Source organism: Alphaproteobacteria bacterium, assembly GCA_019635875.1.
Taxonomy (GTDB): Bacteria; Pseudomonadota; Alphaproteobacteria; order Reyranellales; family Reyranellaceae; genus JAFAZJ01.
Genome location: JAHBYP010000003.1, coordinates 531571 through 547961, shown reverse-complemented (window position 1 = coordinate 547961; position 16391 = coordinate 531571). Strand labels below are relative to the sequence as shown.

Here is a 16391-nt window from a genome sequence, read left to right as displayed (position 1 = left end):
ATCGAGACACGATGTCATCCCGAGCGCAGCGAGGGATCCAGGGACGCTGCCTGGATCCCTCGCTGCGCTCGGGATGACAGACGGGGCAGGTCGTGCGCAGTCCGCTCCAGGTCTCCTAAGCGGCGCGCACGAGGCTCGGCACGGCGCCTTTGCCCCGCACCTCAGCCTCCTCGAACTCGGCCGCGGCGATGGCGCGGTCGAGCGCGGCGCGCAGCTCCTTGGCCGATTCAAGCGTGAGCTCGACAGCGGCGCGCGCGCCGGCGTCGAGCGTGGTGTTGAAGAAGTCGAGCGTGATGACGTCGCCCAGGGGCGCGTGGCGCGCGTGGTCGTAGGCGACCACGCTTCGCGTCAGCGGGAACCATTCATCGCCGCGCTTGGCCATGCCCTCGGCGCGCGCGATCTCGATGATCGAGGTGCACATGGCGACGCCTCCTACTTCGCGAGATGCTTGCCGAAGAAGGCGAAGACCTTGCTCCAGCCATCCATCGCCTGATCCGGCCGGTAGAGCGGGCGATGCCAGTAGAAGAAGCCGTGGCCGGCGCCGTCGTAGCGGTGGAACTCGTAGTTCTTGCCGTGCTTCTTGAGCTCGGCCTCGTGCTGGTTGACCTCTTCCGGGCTGGGCGCGCGGTCGTCGTTGCCGAACAGGCCGAGCAGCGGGCAGGAGAGCTCCCCGGTCATGTCGATCGGCGCGGTCGGCGTCTTGGTGTTGAGCGATTCCTTGGGCATCACGACGCGGCCGCCCCACAGGTCGATGCAGGCGTCGACGTCCTTCTTCTGGCAGGCGTAGATGTAGGCGTGCCGGCCGCCGGAGCAGGAGCCGAAGACGCCGACCTTGCCGTTGTGATCGGCCTGCGCGCGCATCCACTGCACCGCGGCCGCGGTGTCGCCGACCATCTGCGCGTCGGCGATGCCGCCATCGGCCCGCACCTTGGCGGCGACGTCGTCGGGGTTGCCGTCGCTGCCGCCGCCCTCGCGCTGGTAGAGGTTGGCGCAGATCGCGAGGTAGCCGTGATGCGCGAAGCGGCGCGTGGTCTCGATGTAGAGCTCGCTCCAGCCCGGCAGGTGATGGACCAGCACGACGCCGGGGAAGGGTCCCTTGCCCTCCGGCCTGGCCGTGTACGCGGTGATCGGCGTTCCCTGGTGACCGTTGATGGTCACGTTCTCGCAGCTCAGGCCTCGGTAGAATGACATCGCTCTTCCTCCCACGGTGTCGGCGACAGCGCCGGGAGTATTCGACGATCACATGCGCCGTGCAACAGGCGCCGTCCCGCGGGCCCTCATGTCATCCATGCGCGAAGGACGACGTGCGGCTTCTCAGCCGCGCCGCGCCGCCTCGATCGCAGCGACGTCGATCTTCTTCATGTCCATCATCGCGTCGAACGCGCGCCGGGCTTCGTCGCCGCCGGCTGCCAGCGCCTCGGTCAGCACGCGCGGCGTGATCTGCCACGAGACGCCCCACTTGTCCTTGCACCACCCGCAGGCGCTCTCCTGGCCGCCGTTGCCTACGATGGCGTTCCAGTAGCGATCCGTTTCTTCCTGATCGTCAGTGGCGATCTGGAACGAGAAAGCTTCGTTGTGCTTGAAGACGGGACCGCCGTTGAGGCCGATGCAGGATACGCCGGCGACCGTGAACTCGACCGTCAGCACATCGCCCTGCTTGCCGGACGGGTAGTCGCTGGGTGCGCGAAAGATGGCCCCCACGGCGCTGTCGGGGAAAGTTCGCGCGTAGAAGCGGGCAGCGGCCTCGGCGTCCTTGTCGTACCACAGGCAGATCGTGTTCTTGGCCATGGCCGGTCCTTTCGCTTGGGTTCGCCCTTGTCCGAGATAGGTAGCCCGGCAGCCTTTCTCCACTACGACGACAGACGCGACGGCTTCAGCGCCAGAGCCGCTCGCTGGCGATGGCCGCACCGTCGCGCATCGCCTCGAGCTTGGCCCAGACCACGTCCTCGGAAACCTGGGCGTCGCCGACGATGGTGCCGAAGCCGCAATCGGTTCCGGCCATGACACGCTCGCGTTCGCCGACGGCGCGCACGGCGCGCTCCAGGCGCTCGGCGATCACCATCGGGTGCTCGACGTAATTGTGCGTCGTTTCGACGACGCCGCAGACCAGGGTCATGTGATCGGGCAGTCTCAGTGTCCGGAACGCGTCGACCTCGTGGCTGTGACGCGGGTTGGCGAAGGGCAGGCAGAGCGCGCCGGCCCTGACCTGGAAGCACACCGGCAGCACGTCGGGTGCCGGCACGTCGTGCACATGGGGACTGTCGCGGTTGCCCCAGCAGGCGTGGAAGCGCACCCGCTCGGGCGGGATGTCGGCCAGCGCCTCGTTCAGCGCCGCGACGTGCATCTCCATCGCCTCGATGAACTTCGGCAGCGGCTGGTCCTGGAAATAGCCGGCGCGCTCGATGCCGAGGTCGGGCGAGTCGATCTGCAGGATGTGACCCTGCGCCACGATGAACTGGTATTCCTGCCGAAGCTCGCGGGCGAGCGCGAAGACATAGGCCTCGTGGCTGTCGTAGTGCTGGTTCTCCATCGAGCAGGCGGCGAAGCCGGGCGAGACGGCGGTCACGAAGGTCTCGGCGAAGCCCCGCGTCTGGCGCGCCAGCGCGCGGGCGAAGGCATCGAGCTCGGCCTTCGCGCCGTCCAGGCTCTCGTAGCGCACCGGCCCGATCGCCGCGGGAAAGCCGTAGACGTTGAGCCGGCGCACGCCGCGCGCCTGGAAGTTCTGCCACCACTTGGGAAAGCGCTGCATGTCGAGAACCGGACGGCGATTCGAGCGGCCGCCGAAGCCCGACATGCGCTCGATGATGTAGCCGAAGAAGGTGGATCGCGGCATCTCGCCGTCGTTGCCGACATCGATGCCGCACTCGAGCTGGCGGCGCACGATGTAATCCATTGCCTCGTCGGTCAGGCCGGGGATCCGTGCGGCATCGACCGGCTTGCCTTCGGCCTGGGCTACCAGCAGGTCGGCCAGCATGTCGGGCCGTGGCAGGCTGCCCATGTGCGTGGTCAGGATGCGATCCGTGCTGCGTTTCATGCTCTCGACCTTGAGGCTTGCCGGTCGACCCGGTAGAGGCGCCACCGCTTCGGCACGCCTTTGAGCTGGTGGGCACCGCGATCCTCGAACAGGAACCCGGACTGCGCCATCAGGTCCTTGACCGGGCCCGAGACCAGGACTTCGCCGGCGCGCGCCTTCGCGGCGACCCGCGCGCCGATGTGGAAGGCGAGGCCGACCACGTCGGGCCCGCTCACCTTGTACTCGCCGACGTGCAGCCCCACCCTGATCTCCAGCCCCAGGGTGCGCACCGCCTCGCGCATCGCGGTGGCGCACTGGATCGCCGCCGCCGGCGCGGCGAATGTCGCGAGCAATCCGTCGCCCGTCGTCACGACTTCCTTGCCGCGCGATGTCTTCAGCTCCCTGCGGACGGTGGCGTAGTAGAGGTTCATTACCTGCGTCCAGCGCGAATCGCCCAGCCGTGCGGCCTTCTCCGTGGATCGGACAATGTCGACGACCAGGATGGTGGCACGCACCTGCTCGGATTCGCCGCCGCGATCGGCGGATCGACGCCTGGTGGCGATGCTTCCGGTCAGCGGCTCATAGCGATGGTTGCGCCGCCGCGCGATCGCGCTTCTCACATAGTCCTTGGCGGGCTCCACCGTGCGGTAGCGAATCGTCTTCTCGCGCGGTGGAACTGTCCAGTAGACCTTTCGTCCATCGCCCGCGCCCTCGACCTCGACCGCACCCCACTTCAGGAAAACCGTGGAGCCGACCCGGCGAATCCACCATGCCTTTGACGTGTACCCGGACACGTTCGACTGGTGGACCCCGATGCGAAGGAACTTGGGCATATGCGTGCGACGCGGCTGCTGCGTATGGCCCACCAAGGTGGCCGCGCCGCTCTGCGTTGGCAACAGCCTTCAACCGCAGGTTTCTGGCTACTGCAGCCCCAGGCTCCTGAAGCCGGCATCGGCTTTAAGCCCGATCACGCCTGAGACGCCTTGGCGAATGGCAGGAACATCTGGCGGTACTGGCCCGGCGTCAGCCCGGTGAAGCGTCTGAACAGCAGCCGGAAGAAGGCCGGGTTCTCGTACCCCAGCGTCGCGGATATCTCCTCGAACGGATCCTGTGTCGTCTCGAGCTGCTTCTTGGCTTCCTCGATACGCAGATTCTGCACGTAGGCGATGATGGTCGAGCCGGTGGCTGCCTTGAACCGCCGCTTGAGAGTGCGTTCCGGAACTCCGATGGCCGCCACGACACCCTCCACGGGATTGGGCGCGGGCAGGTTCCGGGACAGCCAGCCTTCCGCCTGACGAACGATCGAGTCTGCGTGGGGCAGTCGACGGACCAGGCTCGTGTAGGGAAGCTGCCCCTCGCTGTGCCACTTCAGAAGGTAAAGCTTGGCGATACGCAGCGCCTCACCCGGGCTGCAATGGCGCGAGATGATGTGGATCGCAAGATCGTGCCAGGAAGTCGTGCCCCCGGCGGTGACGATCCTGCCCGAAGGGTCGGCAAACACCAGGTTGGGCTCCGGCCTGAAGTTCACCTCGGGGAAGCGCATGCGGAACAGATCCTGATAGCCCCAGTGCGACGTGGCCTCCCGGCCATTCAGCAATCCCGACGCGGCCAGCAGCACGGACCCGGAGCAGGCGGAATAGATCGTGGCGCCCGACGCATGGCGGTCGCGAAGCCACGCGATCAGTTCCGGGTAGCGTCCCTTCATGTCGTCGTCGGGCGCCAGCCACAACTCCGGAACGATCACGATGTCGGCCCTGGCCACTTCGTCGATGGCAAGATCGGGGATGACCGGGATGTTGTTGCCGCAACGAAAGGCGTCGCGCGACAGGCTCACGATGCGGGGCTTCAACAGGCTCTGGCCGGTCTCGTAGTCGACGAGCTGCCGCCACAGGGTGCCGGTCGCCGCCAGCACATCGATCATTCCGTACAGCGCCGACCCCGATGTTTCGGGGAGGGCGACCACGTGTACCTCGAGCAGGCGCGATTCGGATTCTGGCACGAACAGACCCATTGCGGCTGAAGCCGATCTGATCGGCGCCCGGGTGTCACTCTACTCTGCACCCATCGCCCGTGGAGACGTCGCCGCACGAGTGTCGTCTTGCAGGCGGACGAGAAGGAGAACGACCATGATACATCAGCACGCCGCCGTCCAGGAACCGACCTTCCTCAACGGGCTCAACGTCCAGGCCGCCCTGGAAACCATCGACGCCGTCAAGGCCGATCCTGTCCTGGCCCGGTTCCAGTTCCGGGCTCGCAATCGCTGGATCACCGGCGGAGAGAACCGCTCGACCATCCGCGATTTCTACGGTGCCCGCCAGGAGGACGCCTCGAGGGCGGACGCTTTCGAGTTCGTCAACGGCGAGCCGCCGATCCTGCTGGGCAACAACGAGGGCGCCAATCCGGTCGAGTTCCTGCTGCACGCGCTGGCGGGCTGCGTGACGACGACGCTGGTGCTCCACGCCATGGCGCGCGGCGTCCGCATCCGCGAGCTGTCGACGATGCTGGAGGGCGACCTGGACATCAGGGGGCTGCTCGCCCTGGACGAGTCGGTGTCGCCGGGATACGAGCAGATCCGCATCCAGCTGGACGTCAAGGCGGACTGCAGCGAGGCCGAGCTCGACGAGCTGATCGCCCATGCCCAGCGGCACTCGCCCGTTTGCAGCACGGTGTGCCGGCCCGTTGAAGTCGTCATCGAGCGCAGGCGCATTCGAGGCGACGGCGGAACGGCGCCGTGAACCGGACAACCGTCCTGGCGCGCGTCGGCGGCTTCGCCCGCGTGCGCCTCGTGGTCGAGGAGTTCTACGACCGGGTCCTCGACTGTCCGTCACTGCAACGGCACTTCGCCGATGTCGACATGGCGCGGCTTGTCGATCACCAGACGAAGCTGATCGCCGGCCTCATGGCCGGCGGCGAAGTCATCGACGACGGCCATCTGCAGCGGGCGCACCAGCGGCTGCGGATCACCGGACCGGAGTTCGACACTCTGCACCAGCTGCTGCGCGATGTCCTGGAGGCGTTCGACTATGAAACGGGCGATGTCGAGTTCATCTGTGGCGAGTTCGCCCAACGACGCCGTCTTGTCGTCTCCGCCCCCTGAGCCGGCAACCCTGCTTGACGCGATCGCGAGCGGCGTCGCCGTGGTCGCGCCACGCTGCTGGTCGGTACTCGTTGCCAATGCGCGCTTCAATTCCTGGTTTCCCGCCGTCGCGGGCGAGGGTTCGCTGACGGCGCGCGTTCCGGAGCTCGATATCGCCCTGGCGACGCGGGAAATCTCCGCCCGGGATCGGCATTCCTTCGCCGTCGAGCGGCGGCTGGCGGGTCGCGCGATCGGGTTCGAGGTTGCGCTGTCGATGATGTCGGGAGGCAACCTGCTGGTCGAGGTCCGCGACGACAGCAGGCGTCGCCGCACCGAGCTCATGCTCGATTCATACTCGAGGCTGGCGGAAAAGAGCCTGCGCGAGCTTCAACAGGAGAAGGCGCGTGCCGAACGGCTCCTTCTGAACCTGATGCCGCGGGCGGTCCTGCAGGAGATGCGCGAGTTTGGCACGGTTTCGCCGCAGCGATTCGACGGAGCTACGGCCCTCATGCTCGATTTCGTCGACTTCTCGGAGATGGCGGTCGCCCGCGATCCGGCGGCCCTGGTGGCCGAGCTGAATGACATCTTTTCCGCCTTGGACCGCATTTCCGAGATGTTCGGCTGCGAACGCATCAAGACGAACGGCGATTCCTATATGGCGGTTTGCGGGCTTCCGGAGCGCAACAGTGACCATGCCGCCAGTGTCGCGCATGCGGCGTTGCGAATGCGCGGCTACATAGACCGCCGCAACCGGGCAAACAGCAATCAATGGCGTTGTCGCATCGGCATCGCGAGCGGTCCGGTCGTCGGCTCGATCGTCGGCGTCAACAAGTATGTCTACGACGTCTTCGGCCCGGCCGTGAATCTTGCCGCCAGGCTCGAGAGGATCGCCGCGCCCATGCAGATCATGCTGGCGAAGGAGACGGCGGCTCTGCTGGGCGGCGCGTTCACCTGCCTGCCGCGCGCCGTTTGCCACCTGAAGGGCTTCGGCGCGCATCAGGTCTACGAATTGCTCGGTGGCGGCGGTGTCGAAGGCCGGCAAGGCTCGGGGTTGGCGCTCTTGCCCGATCCTACAGCAGCCCCAGGCTCCTGAAGCTGGCATTGGCCTTGCGGCCGATCACCAGGTGATCGTGCAGCTCGATGCCGACGGCCTTCAGCGCGGTCTTTACCTCTTTCGTCATCTCGATGTCGGCGCGCGAGGGCGTGGGATCGCCCGAGGGATGGTTGTGCACCATGATGATCGCCGAGGCGTCGAGCTGCAGGGCGCGCTTGGCGACTTCGCGCGGATAGACCGGCGTGTGGTCGACCGTGCCCCTCTGCTGGGTCTCGTCGGCGATCAGCACGTTCTTGCGGTCGAGGAAGAGGATGTTGAAGCGCTCGGTCTTCTCGTGCGCCAGCGCGGCGTGGCAGTAGTCGAGCAGCTTGTCCCAGGACGTGATCACCGGCCGCTCGACCACCTCGCGCCGCGCCAGCCGCGCGCCGGTCTCGCGCAGCGCGCGCAGCAGCACCAGGGTGCGCTGGTCGATGTCGAACTCCTTCAGGAGCTCGGCGTCTGCGGCGAAGACGTCGCCCAGCGTGCCGAAGCGCGCCAGCAGCTTCTTGGCCACCGGCTTGGTGTCGATGCGCTCTATGCCGTAGAACAGCAGCAATTCGAGCAGCTCGTAGTCCTGGAAGCCGTCGAGACCCGAGCCCAGCGCGCGGTCGCGAACGCGCTGGCGATGGCCGTGGTAATGCGGCTTCTCGCCGGCCTCCCTGGAATTGTGGCCGACGGTCGCCGGCCTGGCAGCCAGCGCCAGCGCCACCGTCGCGGTCGGATCCTCGCCGGCGAACTCCCAGACCTGCTCGAGGCGGTTCCACGTGCCGCCGGCCTCGCGCAGCGCGTCGCGGTGCGTCAGCGTGTTGCCGCCGATGCGCCAGATCTCGGAGCCATCCCGCATCCTGGCCTGCCGCAGATGCAGGCCGGCGGCGATCAGGGATAAGAGTGCGGAATCGTCGGATGCGGCCGGCGGTGCCGCGTCATCCCCCAGGCCGTTCTTGCGCCGCGCCATGCCTTTCCCCCCGATCCGCCCGCGCAGGTTGCGTCGGGCAGTGTAAGGGACACTGCGGCAGCAAAAGGGCAGGGGCGGGAAAAAGCCGGCGGAGGCTCAGTAGGGCGGCTTGTGCAGCCCCTGGGGCGAGAGGGTGAAGATCTCGACGCCGGTCTCGGTGACGCCGACCGAGTGCTCGAACTGCGCCGAGAGCGAGCGGTCCTTGGTCACCGCCGTCCAGCCGTCGCCCAGGATCTTCACCTCGTAACGGCCGGCGTTGATCATCGGCTCGATGGTGAAGAACATGCCCGGCTTGAGGACAGGGCCGGTGCCGGCGACGCCGTAATGCAGGATGTTGGGCGCGTCGTGGAAGATGCGGCCCAGGCCATGGCCGCAGAAATCGCGGACCACCGAGAAACGGTTGCTCTCGGCCAGTGTCTGGATGGCGTGGCCGATATCGCCCAGCCGCGCGCCGGGCTTCACGGCGGCGATGCCGCGCATCATGGCCTCGTGCGTGGTGTCGCTCAGGCGGCGCGCCAGCAGCTTGGGCTCGCCGACATAGAACATGCGGCTGGTGTCGCCGTACCAGCCGTCGAGGATCACGGTGATGTCGATGTTCAGCACGTCGCCGTCGACCAGCACCCGATCGCCCGGGATGCCGTGGCAGACCACGTGGTTGATCGAGGTGCAGATCGACTTCGGGTAGCCGCGATAGCCCAGCGGGGCGGGCACGGCGCCGTGGTCGACGATGAAGTCGTGGCAGATCTTGTCGAGCTGCTCCGTGGTGACGCCCGGCTTGACCCGCGGCACCAGCATGTCGAGGACCTCGGCGGCCAGCCGGCCGGCCTTGCGCATGCCCTCGAAATCCTCGGGCGCATGGATCTTGATCTGGCGCTCGTCCTGCCGCCAGTAATCCTCCATCGCCGTCTTCTCCGCCCGGAACATCATGCCGCCCTATTTGGCACCGCCACCCCCGGCAGGCAAGGGGTAGGGGATGCCTTGCCGGCCTGCCTTGGCTATGGTGCCGGCACCCGACGCAATGGCCGCCCGAGTTCCCGCCGATGTCCGAGAAGATCGTCACCGCCTGCATCCTGGTCATCGGCAACGAGATCCTGTCGGGCCGCACCAAGGACGCCAATATCCCGTTCCTCGCCACCGAGCTGGGCAAGCTCGGCGTGCGGGTGATGGAATGCCGGGTGGTGCCCGACATCGAGGCACGCATCGTCGAGACGGTCAACGAGGTGCGCCGCAGGTTCGACTATGTCTTCACCACGGGCGGCATCGGCCCGACGCACGACGACATCACCGCCGACTGCATCGCCAAGGCCTTCGGTGTCGGCATCTCCGAGCATCCCGAGGCGATCGACCGCATGACCCGCTACTACGGCGACGTGGCGCTGTTCACCCCGGCGCGGCGGCGCATGGCGCGCGTGCCGCATGGCGGCGTGCTGGTCGACAACCCGATCTCGGTGGCGCCCGGCTTCCAGATGGGGAACGTGTTCACCTTCGCCGGCATCCCGCGCATCGTCGAGGGCATGTTCGACGCTGTGAAGCACCGCTTGGTCGGCGGTAAGCCGATGCTCAGCCGTACCGTACGCACCAACCAGCCCGAGGGCCTGATCGCCGAGAAGCTCGGCGCCCTGCAGCAGCGCTACGAGGACATCGACATCGGCTCCTACCCCGGCTTCCGCAACGGTCGGCCCAGCGTGCAGCTGGTGCTGCGCGGCACCGACGACCAGCGGCTGGCCAGCGCCTCGATTGAGCTGCAGGCCTTCCTGCGCGAGATGGGCGGCGAGGCCGACGAGTTCGTGCAATAGGGCGGCGGTCGGTAAGGCAGGGCGATCGCATCTTCCCTTCTCCCCGCGAAGGCGGGGAGAAGGTGCCGAGCGCAAGCGAGGCGGATGAGCGGCGCAACTGGCACCGCGTTCGACCATAGCATCGTGAAGCCCCTCATCCGCCCTTCGGGCACCTTCTCCCCGCCTGCGCGGGGAGAAGGGAAGAAAGCCCCATGCGCTCGCCCTGGCCGGTGGGGCGCAATCGCGATCAAGCGGGCCGCCGACGGCGCCGCTAGTCTCGCGGCATGAACCGACCCATCCCGTTCCTCGACGGCTACTGGTACTGCTACGCCAACTCCGCGGCGATGCTGCTGGGCGCCAGCGGCTTCGCCACCAGGCCGGCCGATATCGAAGTCCTCTCCGGCGTGGGCCTCGGCGCCTGCATTCCGGGCGAGCTGCCGTTCTTCAGCGGCGCCGCCGGCCTGCCGGATCGCGGCATCACGCGCGCCCTGGAGATCCTGGGCTTCGACTTCGAGGAGCACGCCCAGGAGGACGGAACCGCGCCGCCCTTCGACTGGCTGGAGTCGCGCCTGGCCTCGGGACCGGTGGTCGTCGGCCCGCTCGACATGAGCCTGCTGCACTACAACCCGGCACGCCCGCCAGGTGGCGGGGTCGATCACTACGTGCTGGTCAGCGCGATCGATGCCGGCCATGTGCGGATCTACGATCCGGCGGGCTATGCGGCGGTCATGCTGTCGCGCGAGCTGCTGGCCGAGTCATGGCGGGCGTCGAGCATCGCCTATCGGCGTGGTGCGTTTCGCGCGTGGTGCGCGCCGCGGCGAGCGCGCACGCCCTCGGACGCCGCCATCCGCCAGGAGGCGGTCGCCTGGTTCAAGAGCCTGTACCGGCAAAGCGAGGTCATCGCCGCCGAGCGCGGCTGGCCCGAGGGCGAGCCGGCGATCCGCAGCCTCGCGAGACTGGCGCGCGATCGTGCCCTCAGCCCGGCGCAAGTGGGTCATCTGCGGTTCTTCGCGCTACCGCTGGGCGCCAAGCGCGCGCTGCATTTCGCGGCGTTCTTCGCCGGCATCGATCCCGCCATCGCGGCGCTGAAGCAGCAGCAGGCCGGGCTGTTCGGCGATTGCCACAGCCGCTTCATGCAGGATGACCGGGCCGGCACCGCCGAGACCTTGGAGGCGCTCGCGAGCTGCGAGGCGCGCTTGCGCGAGGCCATCACAGCGCTCTGAACATCATCGCCGGTCACACAAAGAACTTGCAGCGCGCGGCGGGCAATATGCCTTAACTTCGCCGCAGTTGGGCGACCCTTTGCGCCCAACGTGTCTCGCCATGGCGGCGCGACGGACACCGATAACGAAGGGGGCCGCATGGCAGCCGATCGCCCATTGGGCATCCTGATGCTCGACACGCGCTTCCCGCGCATCGTCGGCGACATCGGCAATGCCGAGACGTTTCCGTTTCCGGTGATCTACCAGACGCTCGAGGGCCTCGGCCCGCATGACGCCGTCGCCGCGGCGCACGATCGGCCGCGCATCCGCGCCGTGCTGGCGGCCAACGCCAAGACGCTGGCCGAGAAGGGGGCTATCGGCATCTCGACGAGCTGCGGGTTCCTGGCGCTGTTCCAGCAGGCGCTGGCGATGGTCTCGCCGGTGCCGGTGGCGACCTCGGCGCTGATGCTGGTGCCGATGATGGCGCGCACCTTGCCAGGCGGCCGCCGTGTCGGCGTGATCACCGCCAGCCGCGAGAACCTCACAGCCGCACACCTCGCCGCCGTCGACGCCTCGCGCGATACGCCGATCGAGGGCATGCCGCCCAACGGCGCCTTCGCCCGCACGTTCCTCGCCAACGGCACCGAGCTCGACCGCGACGAGGTCGAGCGCGAGGCCTTGCTGGCCGGCCGCCGCCTGGTGGCCCGCCACCCCGATGTCGGCGCGGTAGTGCTGGAGTGCACGAACCTTCCGCCCTATGCCGCCGCGCTCCGGCGCGATCTGGGCCTGCCGGTGTACGACATCACCGACCTGCTGCGGCTGTTCCATGCCGGCCTGAAGCGGACCTGACCGCGTCATCGCGCCGTCATTCGTGCGCCTTCAAAGTTTATCCACAGGGTGCTAGACTTCACCGCTTTCCCGGCCCGAGCCGGTACGGAAAGCCAAGAATGTCGTTGTCCGATACGCCTCCCAAAGGCCCCCGCCGTCACATCCGCCTGACCTCGCATCCCCCGGCCGGTGCCGCCCAGCCAGTGCCGCTGAAATGGGGTGCGCCCACCGCCGCCGAGCGCGGGCCGGTGATCGCCACGCTCAGCCAGCCCGGCCGCCGCAACGCCATCGGCGTGCATGCCGGCGCCTACGGCATCTACCGCGCGCTCGCCATCGCCGCGCACACGCTTGACCCCAACCATCGCGCCGACCTCACCAACACCGCCCCGGCGGTGCCGATCGGCCCGTTCCCGCAATGGGGCGATCAGACGAAGATCGTGTCGTTCGACCCGTGGGGCCATCTCGTCGCCGAGGTCTTCGCCGACCGCCTGGCCGAGGGCCTCGACATCCGCCCGACCATCGCCGTGACCAAGGCGCATGTCGGCATGCCCGAGATCAAGGACGCCATCGAGGCCGGCCGGCTGAAGCCTGACGGCGAGGTGCTGCTGGCCTCGGGCGACGTGCGCGTCACCAAGGCGGCGATCGAGCCGGTGTGGTGGCTGCCCGGCGTCGCCCAGCGCTTCGGCATCGCCGAGACCGACCTGCGCCGCGCCCTCTTCGAGCAGACCGGCGGCATGTACCCGGAACTGGTGACGCGCTCCGACATCAAGGTCTTCCTGCCGCCGATCGGCGGCATGACGCTGTATTTCTTCGGCGACGTGACGAAGCTCGGCAAGAAGGAGACGAAGATCGCCTGCCGCGTGCATGACGAGTGCAACGGCTCCGACGTCTTCGGCTCGGACATCTGCACCTGCCGGCCCTATCTCGCGCACGGCATGGAGCTGTGCGTCGAGCAGGCGCAGCGGGGCGGCGTCGGCCTCGTGGTCTACAATCGCAAGGAAGGCCGCGCGCTGGGCGAGGTTACCAAGTTCCTGGTCTACAACGCGCGCAAGCGGCAGGTCGGCGGCGACAGCGCGGCGCAGTATTTCGCGCGCACCGAATGCGTCGCCGGCGTGCAGGACATGCGCTTCCAGCAGCTGATGCCCGACGTCTTCCACTGGCTGGGCATCACGCGCATCGACCGCTTCGCTTCGATGAGCAACATGAAGTCGGGCGCGCTGCGCGAGATGGGCATCGAGATCGGCGAGCAGGTCGAGATCCCGCCCGAGCTGATTCCGCCCGACGCCCAGGTCGAGATGGATGCCAAGAAGGCCGCCGGCTACTTCAGCGTCGCCAAGCCGGACGAGACCGAGCTCGCCAAGCCCAAGGGCAGGGGGCTGACGGAGTGAGTTCCGACATCTCGCCGCTGGCGGGCTCGGCGATCGCCCGCCTGCGCGACCCGGCGACGATCCGCGAGCGCGCCGAGATGGTGCTGCGCCATGTCGAGGATGGCCAGTCGCCGCATTTCGCGCTCGACGCCAACGGGCTGGAAAACGCGGTGCGGCTCACCCTCGCGGTGATCCACGAGCGCTTCCCCGATCCGCGCAAGGTGCCGTTCCACGCGCGCTGGCGGCACTTCGAGGTCGGCGGCCGCGACCGGTGGGCGGCGCTGGCGGGCACGCTGCGCGGCGCCGGCAAGGCCGAGCGCGCGCGCATCCGGGTCGAGCTGGCGATCACCTCGGTGCTGCTCGACGCCGGCGCCGGAGCCGACTGGGGCTATCGCGAGCCCGACGGCGGCGCGCGCTACGCAAGGTCGGAAGGGCTCGCGGTCGCCAGCTTCGATCTCTATCGCCGCGGCGGCTTCTCGAACGATCCGGCCAGCCCGCTGCGCGCCGACGCCGAGGCGCTCAGGCGCTTCGGCGCGCCTGATCTGGCGATGGCCTTCCAGGTCTTTCCGCACAACCCGCTGGTCGGTCTCGCCGGCCGCGCCGAGCTGATCGCGTCGGTCGGCGGGGTCGTCGCCGCGCGGCCCGACCTGTTCGGCGCCGGCGCGCGGCTCGGCAACCTCTTCGACCATCTCGCCAGCCAGGCAAAGGACGGGGCACTGCCGGCGGCCCTGATTTTTGCGACTTTGCTCGATGCCTTCTCGCCGATCTGGCCGTCGCGGCTCGACATCGAGGGCGTGGCGCTGGGCGATGTCTGGAAGCACCCGGCCGCGCGCGCCCGGGACCGCACGGACGGGCTGGTGCCGTTCCACAAGCTCTCGCAGTGGCTGACCTACTCGCTGGTCGAGCCGCTGGAGGAGGCGGGCATCAGGATCGTCGACCTCGACGCGCTGACCGGCCTGCCGGAGTACCGCAACGGCGGATTGCTGATCGACAGCGGCGCGCTGCGCGTGAAGCGGCGCGAGACCCTCGAGCGCGCCTGGGCGCCGGGCGACGAGGTCATTGTCGAATGGCGCGCGTTGACCGTGGCGCTGCTCGATCGCATCGGCGCGCATGTCCGCCTGCATCTCGGGCTCGACGCCCAGACCCTGCCGCTGGTCAAGGTGCTGGAGGGCGGCACGTGGCTCGCGGGCCGCAGGATCGCCGCCGAGCGGCGGCCGGGCGGCGCGCCGCCCATCGCCATCGACAGCGACGGCACGGTATTCTGAGCCCACGTGCTTTCGGGGAGCATCATGGCCAACAACAGCAGCGTCACCGTCGTCGACCATCCGCTGGTGCAGCACAAGCTCAGCATCATGCGCAACAGGGAGACGTCGACGACCAATTTCCGCCGCCTGCTGCGCGAGATCGCGCTGCTGCTGGGCTACGAGGTGACGCGCGACCTGCCGCTCGCGACGCAGCGCATCGACACGCCGCTGGAAGCGATGGACGCGCCGTTCATCGACGGCAAGAAGCTGGTGGTGGTGCCCGTCCTGCGCGCCGGGCTGGGCCTCGCCGACGGCCTGCTCGACCTCGTGCCCGGCGCGCGCGTCGGCCATATCGGCCTGTATCGCGATCCCGAGACCAAGGCCGCCGTCGAGTACTACTTCAAGATGCCCGAGGCGCTGGGCGAGCGCCTGGTGCTGGTCTGCGATCCGATGCTGGCGACCGCCAATTCCGCCATCGCCGCCGTCGACCTGCTCAAGGGCGCCGGCGCGCGCTGGATCAAGCTGCTTTGCGTGCTGGCCGCGCCCGAGGGCGTCAAGGCCTTCACCGAGGCGCATCCCGACGTGCCGCTGACCGTCGCCGCGATCGACCGCGAGCTCAACGACCACGCCTACATCATGCCGGGCCTGGGCGACGCCGGCGACCGGCTGTTCGGGACCAAGTAGCCATGCCGACCATCGCCAAGCTCAACTTCATCGGTCTCGAGCACGTGCTGCCGCCGGACAAGGCCTTCGGCATGGCGCGCGGCATCGGCCATCGACGGCCCGGCGGCATCGTCGAGATCGAGACCAGCGCGGGCGTCACCGGCGTCGGCGAGGTGTTCGGCAATCCCCTGGTCAGCCGCGAATACTTCCGCATGGTCGAGCCGTTCTTCGCCGGCAAAAGCGTCTACGACTTCGACCACATCGAGGCCGAGATCCGCAACCGCATCTATCACCTCGGCGTGCAGAACCAGCTCACCGCCTGCCTGGCCGGCATCAACGTGGCGCTGTTCGACGCCATCGGCCGCGCGACCGGCACGCGGGTCTGCGACCTGATCGGCGGCTGCCGCTCGACGCGCCTGCCGGTCTACGCCTCGACCGGCTTCTTCTCGAAGGACGTCGACCGCCAGCTCGAGCACATGCTGGCCGAGGTCAAGGCGCATCCCTACATCGGCATCAAGATCAAGATCGGCCGCGGCGCCAGGGACGACGTGGCGCGCGTCAAGCAGACCCGCGCGGCGCTGGGCGACGACATCCTGCTGATCGTCGACATCAACGGCAACTACACCGTCGACCTCGCGCTCGAATCGATGCGCGCCATCGAGCCCTTCAACATCCACTGGGTCGAGGAGCCGCTGCCGCCCTCGGACCTGCGCGGCTATGCCGAGCTGCGCGCGCGGGCGCCGCTGCCGATCGCCGCCGGCGAGGCGCATTACGCGGTGCGCGATTTCAAGCAGCTGATCGACGGCCGCTGCATCGACATCGTGCAGCCGGCGATCCCCACTGTGGGCGGCCTGACCGAGGCCAAACGCATCGCCTTCCTGGCGCAGTCCAGCAACCTCAGGATCTCGCCGCATGTCTGGGGCGGCGCGCTGGGCCTGACCGCGGCCTGCCACTTCGTGGCCTCGCTGCCGACCTCGCCGCACACCGACAACATCCCGTACCCGACCCTGATCGAGTACGACATGAGCGCCAACGCGCTGCGCACCGACCTGCTGGCGACGCCGATCAGGCTCGACGCCGGCCACCTGATCCTGCCCGACGGCCCTGGCCTGGGCGTCACGCTCGATCGCGGGCAAGTCGAGCGCTATCGCGTATGCTGACGTGATTGTAGCGCG

Annotated in this window: 18 protein-coding genes; 10 read left to right on the top strand and 8 right to left on the bottom strand. The window is 68.4% G+C overall.

Annotation, left to right across the window (positions count from 1 at the left end; all coding sequences use genetic code 11):
- Positions 1-115: 115 nt before the first annotated feature.
- From KF889_13875 to KF889_13850, 6 genes are all read right to left on the bottom strand, one after another.
- Complete coding sequence (locus tag KF889_13875) at positions 116-421, bottom strand: hypothetical protein (protein MBX3500532.1); 306 nt, start codon at positions 419-421, stop codon at positions 116-118.
- Between the two features lie 11 nt (positions 422-432).
- Positions 433-1191, bottom strand: a complete 759-nt coding sequence (locus KF889_13870) for a dienelactone hydrolase family protein (protein MBX3500531.1) — start codon at positions 1189-1191, stop codon at positions 433-435.
- A 123-nt stretch (positions 1192-1314) separates the two neighbouring features.
- Positions 1315-1788, bottom strand: a complete 474-nt coding sequence (locus tag KF889_13865) for a VOC family protein (GenBank protein MBX3500530.1) — start codon at positions 1786-1788, stop codon at positions 1315-1317.
- Positions 1789-1873: 85 nt separating this feature from the next.
- Positions 1874-3034, bottom strand: coding sequence for a methionine synthase (locus KF889_13860; protein ID MBX3500529.1), 1161 nt, complete (start codon positions 3032-3034; stop codon positions 1874-1876).
- Positions 3031-3846 (bottom strand): adenylate/guanylate cyclase domain-containing protein, encoded by an 816-nt coding sequence (locus KF889_13855; GenBank protein MBX3500528.1) that lies wholly within the window; start codon positions 3844-3846, stop codon positions 3031-3033. Before KF889_13855 ends, KF889_13860 begins: the two co-directional genes overlap by 4 nt.
- A 134-nt stretch (positions 3847-3980) precedes the next feature.
- Positions 3981-5024 (bottom strand): helix-turn-helix domain-containing protein, encoded by a 1044-nt coding sequence (locus KF889_13850; GenBank protein MBX3500527.1) that lies wholly within the window; start codon positions 5022-5024, stop codon positions 3981-3983.
- A 115-nt stretch (positions 5025-5139) separates the two neighbouring features.
- Here KF889_13850 and KF889_13845 point away from each other — a divergent pair, with 115 nt between their 5' ends.
- From KF889_13845 to KF889_13835, 3 genes are read left to right on the top strand one after another with little or no spacing between them, the layout of a single operon-like run.
- Complete coding sequence (locus KF889_13845) at positions 5140-5748, top strand: OsmC family protein (protein ID MBX3500526.1); 609 nt, start codon at positions 5140-5142, stop codon at positions 5746-5748.
- On the top strand, positions 5745-6110 hold the full coding sequence (locus KF889_13840) for a group 1 truncated hemoglobin (GenBank protein MBX3500525.1): 366 nt from the start codon (positions 5745-5747) through the stop codon (positions 6108-6110). The genes KF889_13845 and KF889_13840 overlap by 4 nt, the downstream gene beginning before the upstream one ends.
- A complete protein-coding gene (locus KF889_13835) occupies positions 6037-7182 on the top strand; it encodes an adenylate/guanylate cyclase domain-containing protein (GenBank protein ID MBX3500524.1) in 1146 nt (381 codons plus the stop codon). Before KF889_13840 ends, KF889_13835 begins: the two co-directional genes overlap by 74 nt.
- On the opposite strand, the gene radC is transcribed toward KF889_13835, so the two are convergent.
- Positions 7160-8026, bottom strand: a complete 867-nt coding sequence (radC, locus tag KF889_13830) for a DNA repair protein RadC (protein MBX3500523.1) — start codon at positions 8024-8026, stop codon at positions 7160-7162. The two genes, KF889_13835 and radC, sit on opposite strands and share 23 nt — an antisense overlap.
- A 207-nt stretch (positions 8027-8233) precedes the next feature.
- Positions 8234-9037, bottom strand: coding sequence for a type I methionyl aminopeptidase (gene map, locus KF889_13825; GenBank protein MBX3500522.1), 804 nt, complete (start codon positions 9035-9037; stop codon positions 8234-8236).
- A gap of 140 nt (positions 9038-9177) precedes the next feature.
- Here map and KF889_13820 point away from each other — a divergent pair, with 140 nt between their 5' ends.
- The 7 genes from KF889_13820 to KF889_13790 all read left to right on the top strand — a co-directional run bounded on the left by KF889_13820 (position 9178) and on the right by KF889_13790 (position 16376).
- Complete coding sequence (locus KF889_13820; protein MBX3500521.1) at positions 9178-9933, top strand: competence/damage-inducible protein A; 756 nt, start codon at positions 9178-9180, stop codon at positions 9931-9933.
- A 263-nt stretch (positions 9934-10196) separates the two neighbouring features.
- The gene (locus KF889_13815; GenBank protein MBX3500520.1) at positions 10197-11135 is read left to right on the top strand and encodes a hypothetical protein; all 939 of its coding nucleotides are present in this window, start codon (positions 10197-10199) and stop codon (positions 11133-11135) included.
- A 138-nt stretch (positions 11136-11273) separates the two neighbouring features.
- Positions 11274-11963 (top strand): aspartate/glutamate racemase family protein, encoded by a 690-nt coding sequence (locus KF889_13810; protein ID MBX3500519.1) that lies wholly within the window; start codon positions 11274-11276, stop codon positions 11961-11963.
- A gap of 98 nt (positions 11964-12061) precedes the next feature.
- Positions 12062-13330, top strand: coding sequence for a GTP cyclohydrolase II (locus tag KF889_13805; GenBank protein ID MBX3500518.1), 1269 nt, complete (start codon positions 12062-12064; stop codon positions 13328-13330).
- The gene (locus KF889_13800) at positions 13327-14574 is read left to right on the top strand and encodes a URC4/urg3 family protein (GenBank protein ID MBX3500517.1); all 1248 of its coding nucleotides are present in this window, start codon (positions 13327-13329) and stop codon (positions 14572-14574) included. Before KF889_13805 ends, KF889_13800 begins: the two co-directional genes overlap by 4 nt.
- 24 nt (positions 14575-14598) lie before the next feature.
- Positions 14599-15237: a uracil phosphoribosyltransferase gene (gene upp, locus KF889_13795; protein MBX3500516.1), complete on the top strand. Its 639-nt coding sequence runs from the start codon at positions 14599-14601 to the stop codon at positions 15235-15237.
- A 2-nt stretch (positions 15238-15239) separates the two neighbouring features.
- Positions 15240-16376 (top strand): mandelate racemase/muconate lactonizing enzyme family protein, encoded by a 1137-nt coding sequence (locus KF889_13790; protein ID MBX3500515.1) that lies wholly within the window; start codon positions 15240-15242, stop codon positions 16374-16376.
- Positions 16377-16391: the final 15 nt, after the last annotated feature.

Bases quoted from the DNA above. Each gene is read 5' to 3' on its own strand.
- KF889_13875 (MBX3500532.1), bottom strand. From the start codon at position 421: ATGTGCACCTCGATCATCGAGATCGCGCGCGCCGAGGGCATGGCCAAG.
- KF889_13870 (MBX3500531.1), bottom strand. From the start codon at position 1,191: ATGTCATTCTACCGAGGCCTGAGCTGCGAGAACGTGACCATCAACGGT.
- KF889_13865 (MBX3500530.1), bottom strand. From the start codon at position 1,788: ATGGCCAAGAACACGATCTGCCTGTGGTACGACAAGGACGCCGAGGCC.
- KF889_13860 (MBX3500529.1), bottom strand. From the start codon at position 3,034: ATGAAACGCAGCACGGATCGCATCCTGACCACGCACATGGGCAGCCTG.
- KF889_13855 (MBX3500528.1), bottom strand. From the start codon at position 3,846: ATGCCCAAGTTCCTTCGCATCGGGGTCCACCAGTCGAACGTGTCCGGG.
- KF889_13850 (MBX3500527.1), bottom strand. From the start codon at position 5,024: ATGGGTCTGTTCGTGCCAGAATCCGAATCGCGCCTGCTCGAGGTACAC.
- KF889_13845 (MBX3500526.1), top strand. From the start codon at position 5,140: ATGATACATCAGCACGCCGCCGTCCAGGAACCGACCTTCCTCAACGGG.
- KF889_13835 (MBX3500524.1), top strand. From the start codon at position 6,037: ATGAAACGGGCGATGTCGAGTTCATCTGTGGCGAGTTCGCCCAACGAC.
- radC (MBX3500523.1), bottom strand. From the start codon at position 8,026: ATGCGGGATGGCTCCGAGATCTGGCGCATCGGCGGCAACACGCTGACG.
- map (MBX3500522.1), bottom strand. From the start codon at position 9,037: ATGGAGGATTACTGGCGGCAGGACGAGCGCCAGATCAAGATCCATGCG.
- KF889_13820 (MBX3500521.1), top strand. From the start codon at position 9,178: ATGTCCGAGAAGATCGTCACCGCCTGCATCCTGGTCATCGGCAACGAG.
- KF889_13815 (MBX3500520.1), top strand. From the start codon at position 10,197: ATGAACCGACCCATCCCGTTCCTCGACGGCTACTGGTACTGCTACGCC.
- KF889_13810 (MBX3500519.1), top strand. From the start codon at position 11,274: ATGGCAGCCGATCGCCCATTGGGCATCCTGATGCTCGACACGCGCTTC.
- KF889_13805 (MBX3500518.1), top strand. From the start codon at position 12,062: ATGTCGTTGTCCGATACGCCTCCCAAAGGCCCCCGCCGTCACATCCGC.
- upp (MBX3500516.1), top strand. From the start codon at position 14,599: ATGGCCAACAACAGCAGCGTCACCGTCGTCGACCATCCGCTGGTGCAG.
- KF889_13790 (MBX3500515.1), top strand. From the start codon at position 15,240: ATGCCGACCATCGCCAAGCTCAACTTCATCGGTCTCGAGCACGTGCTG.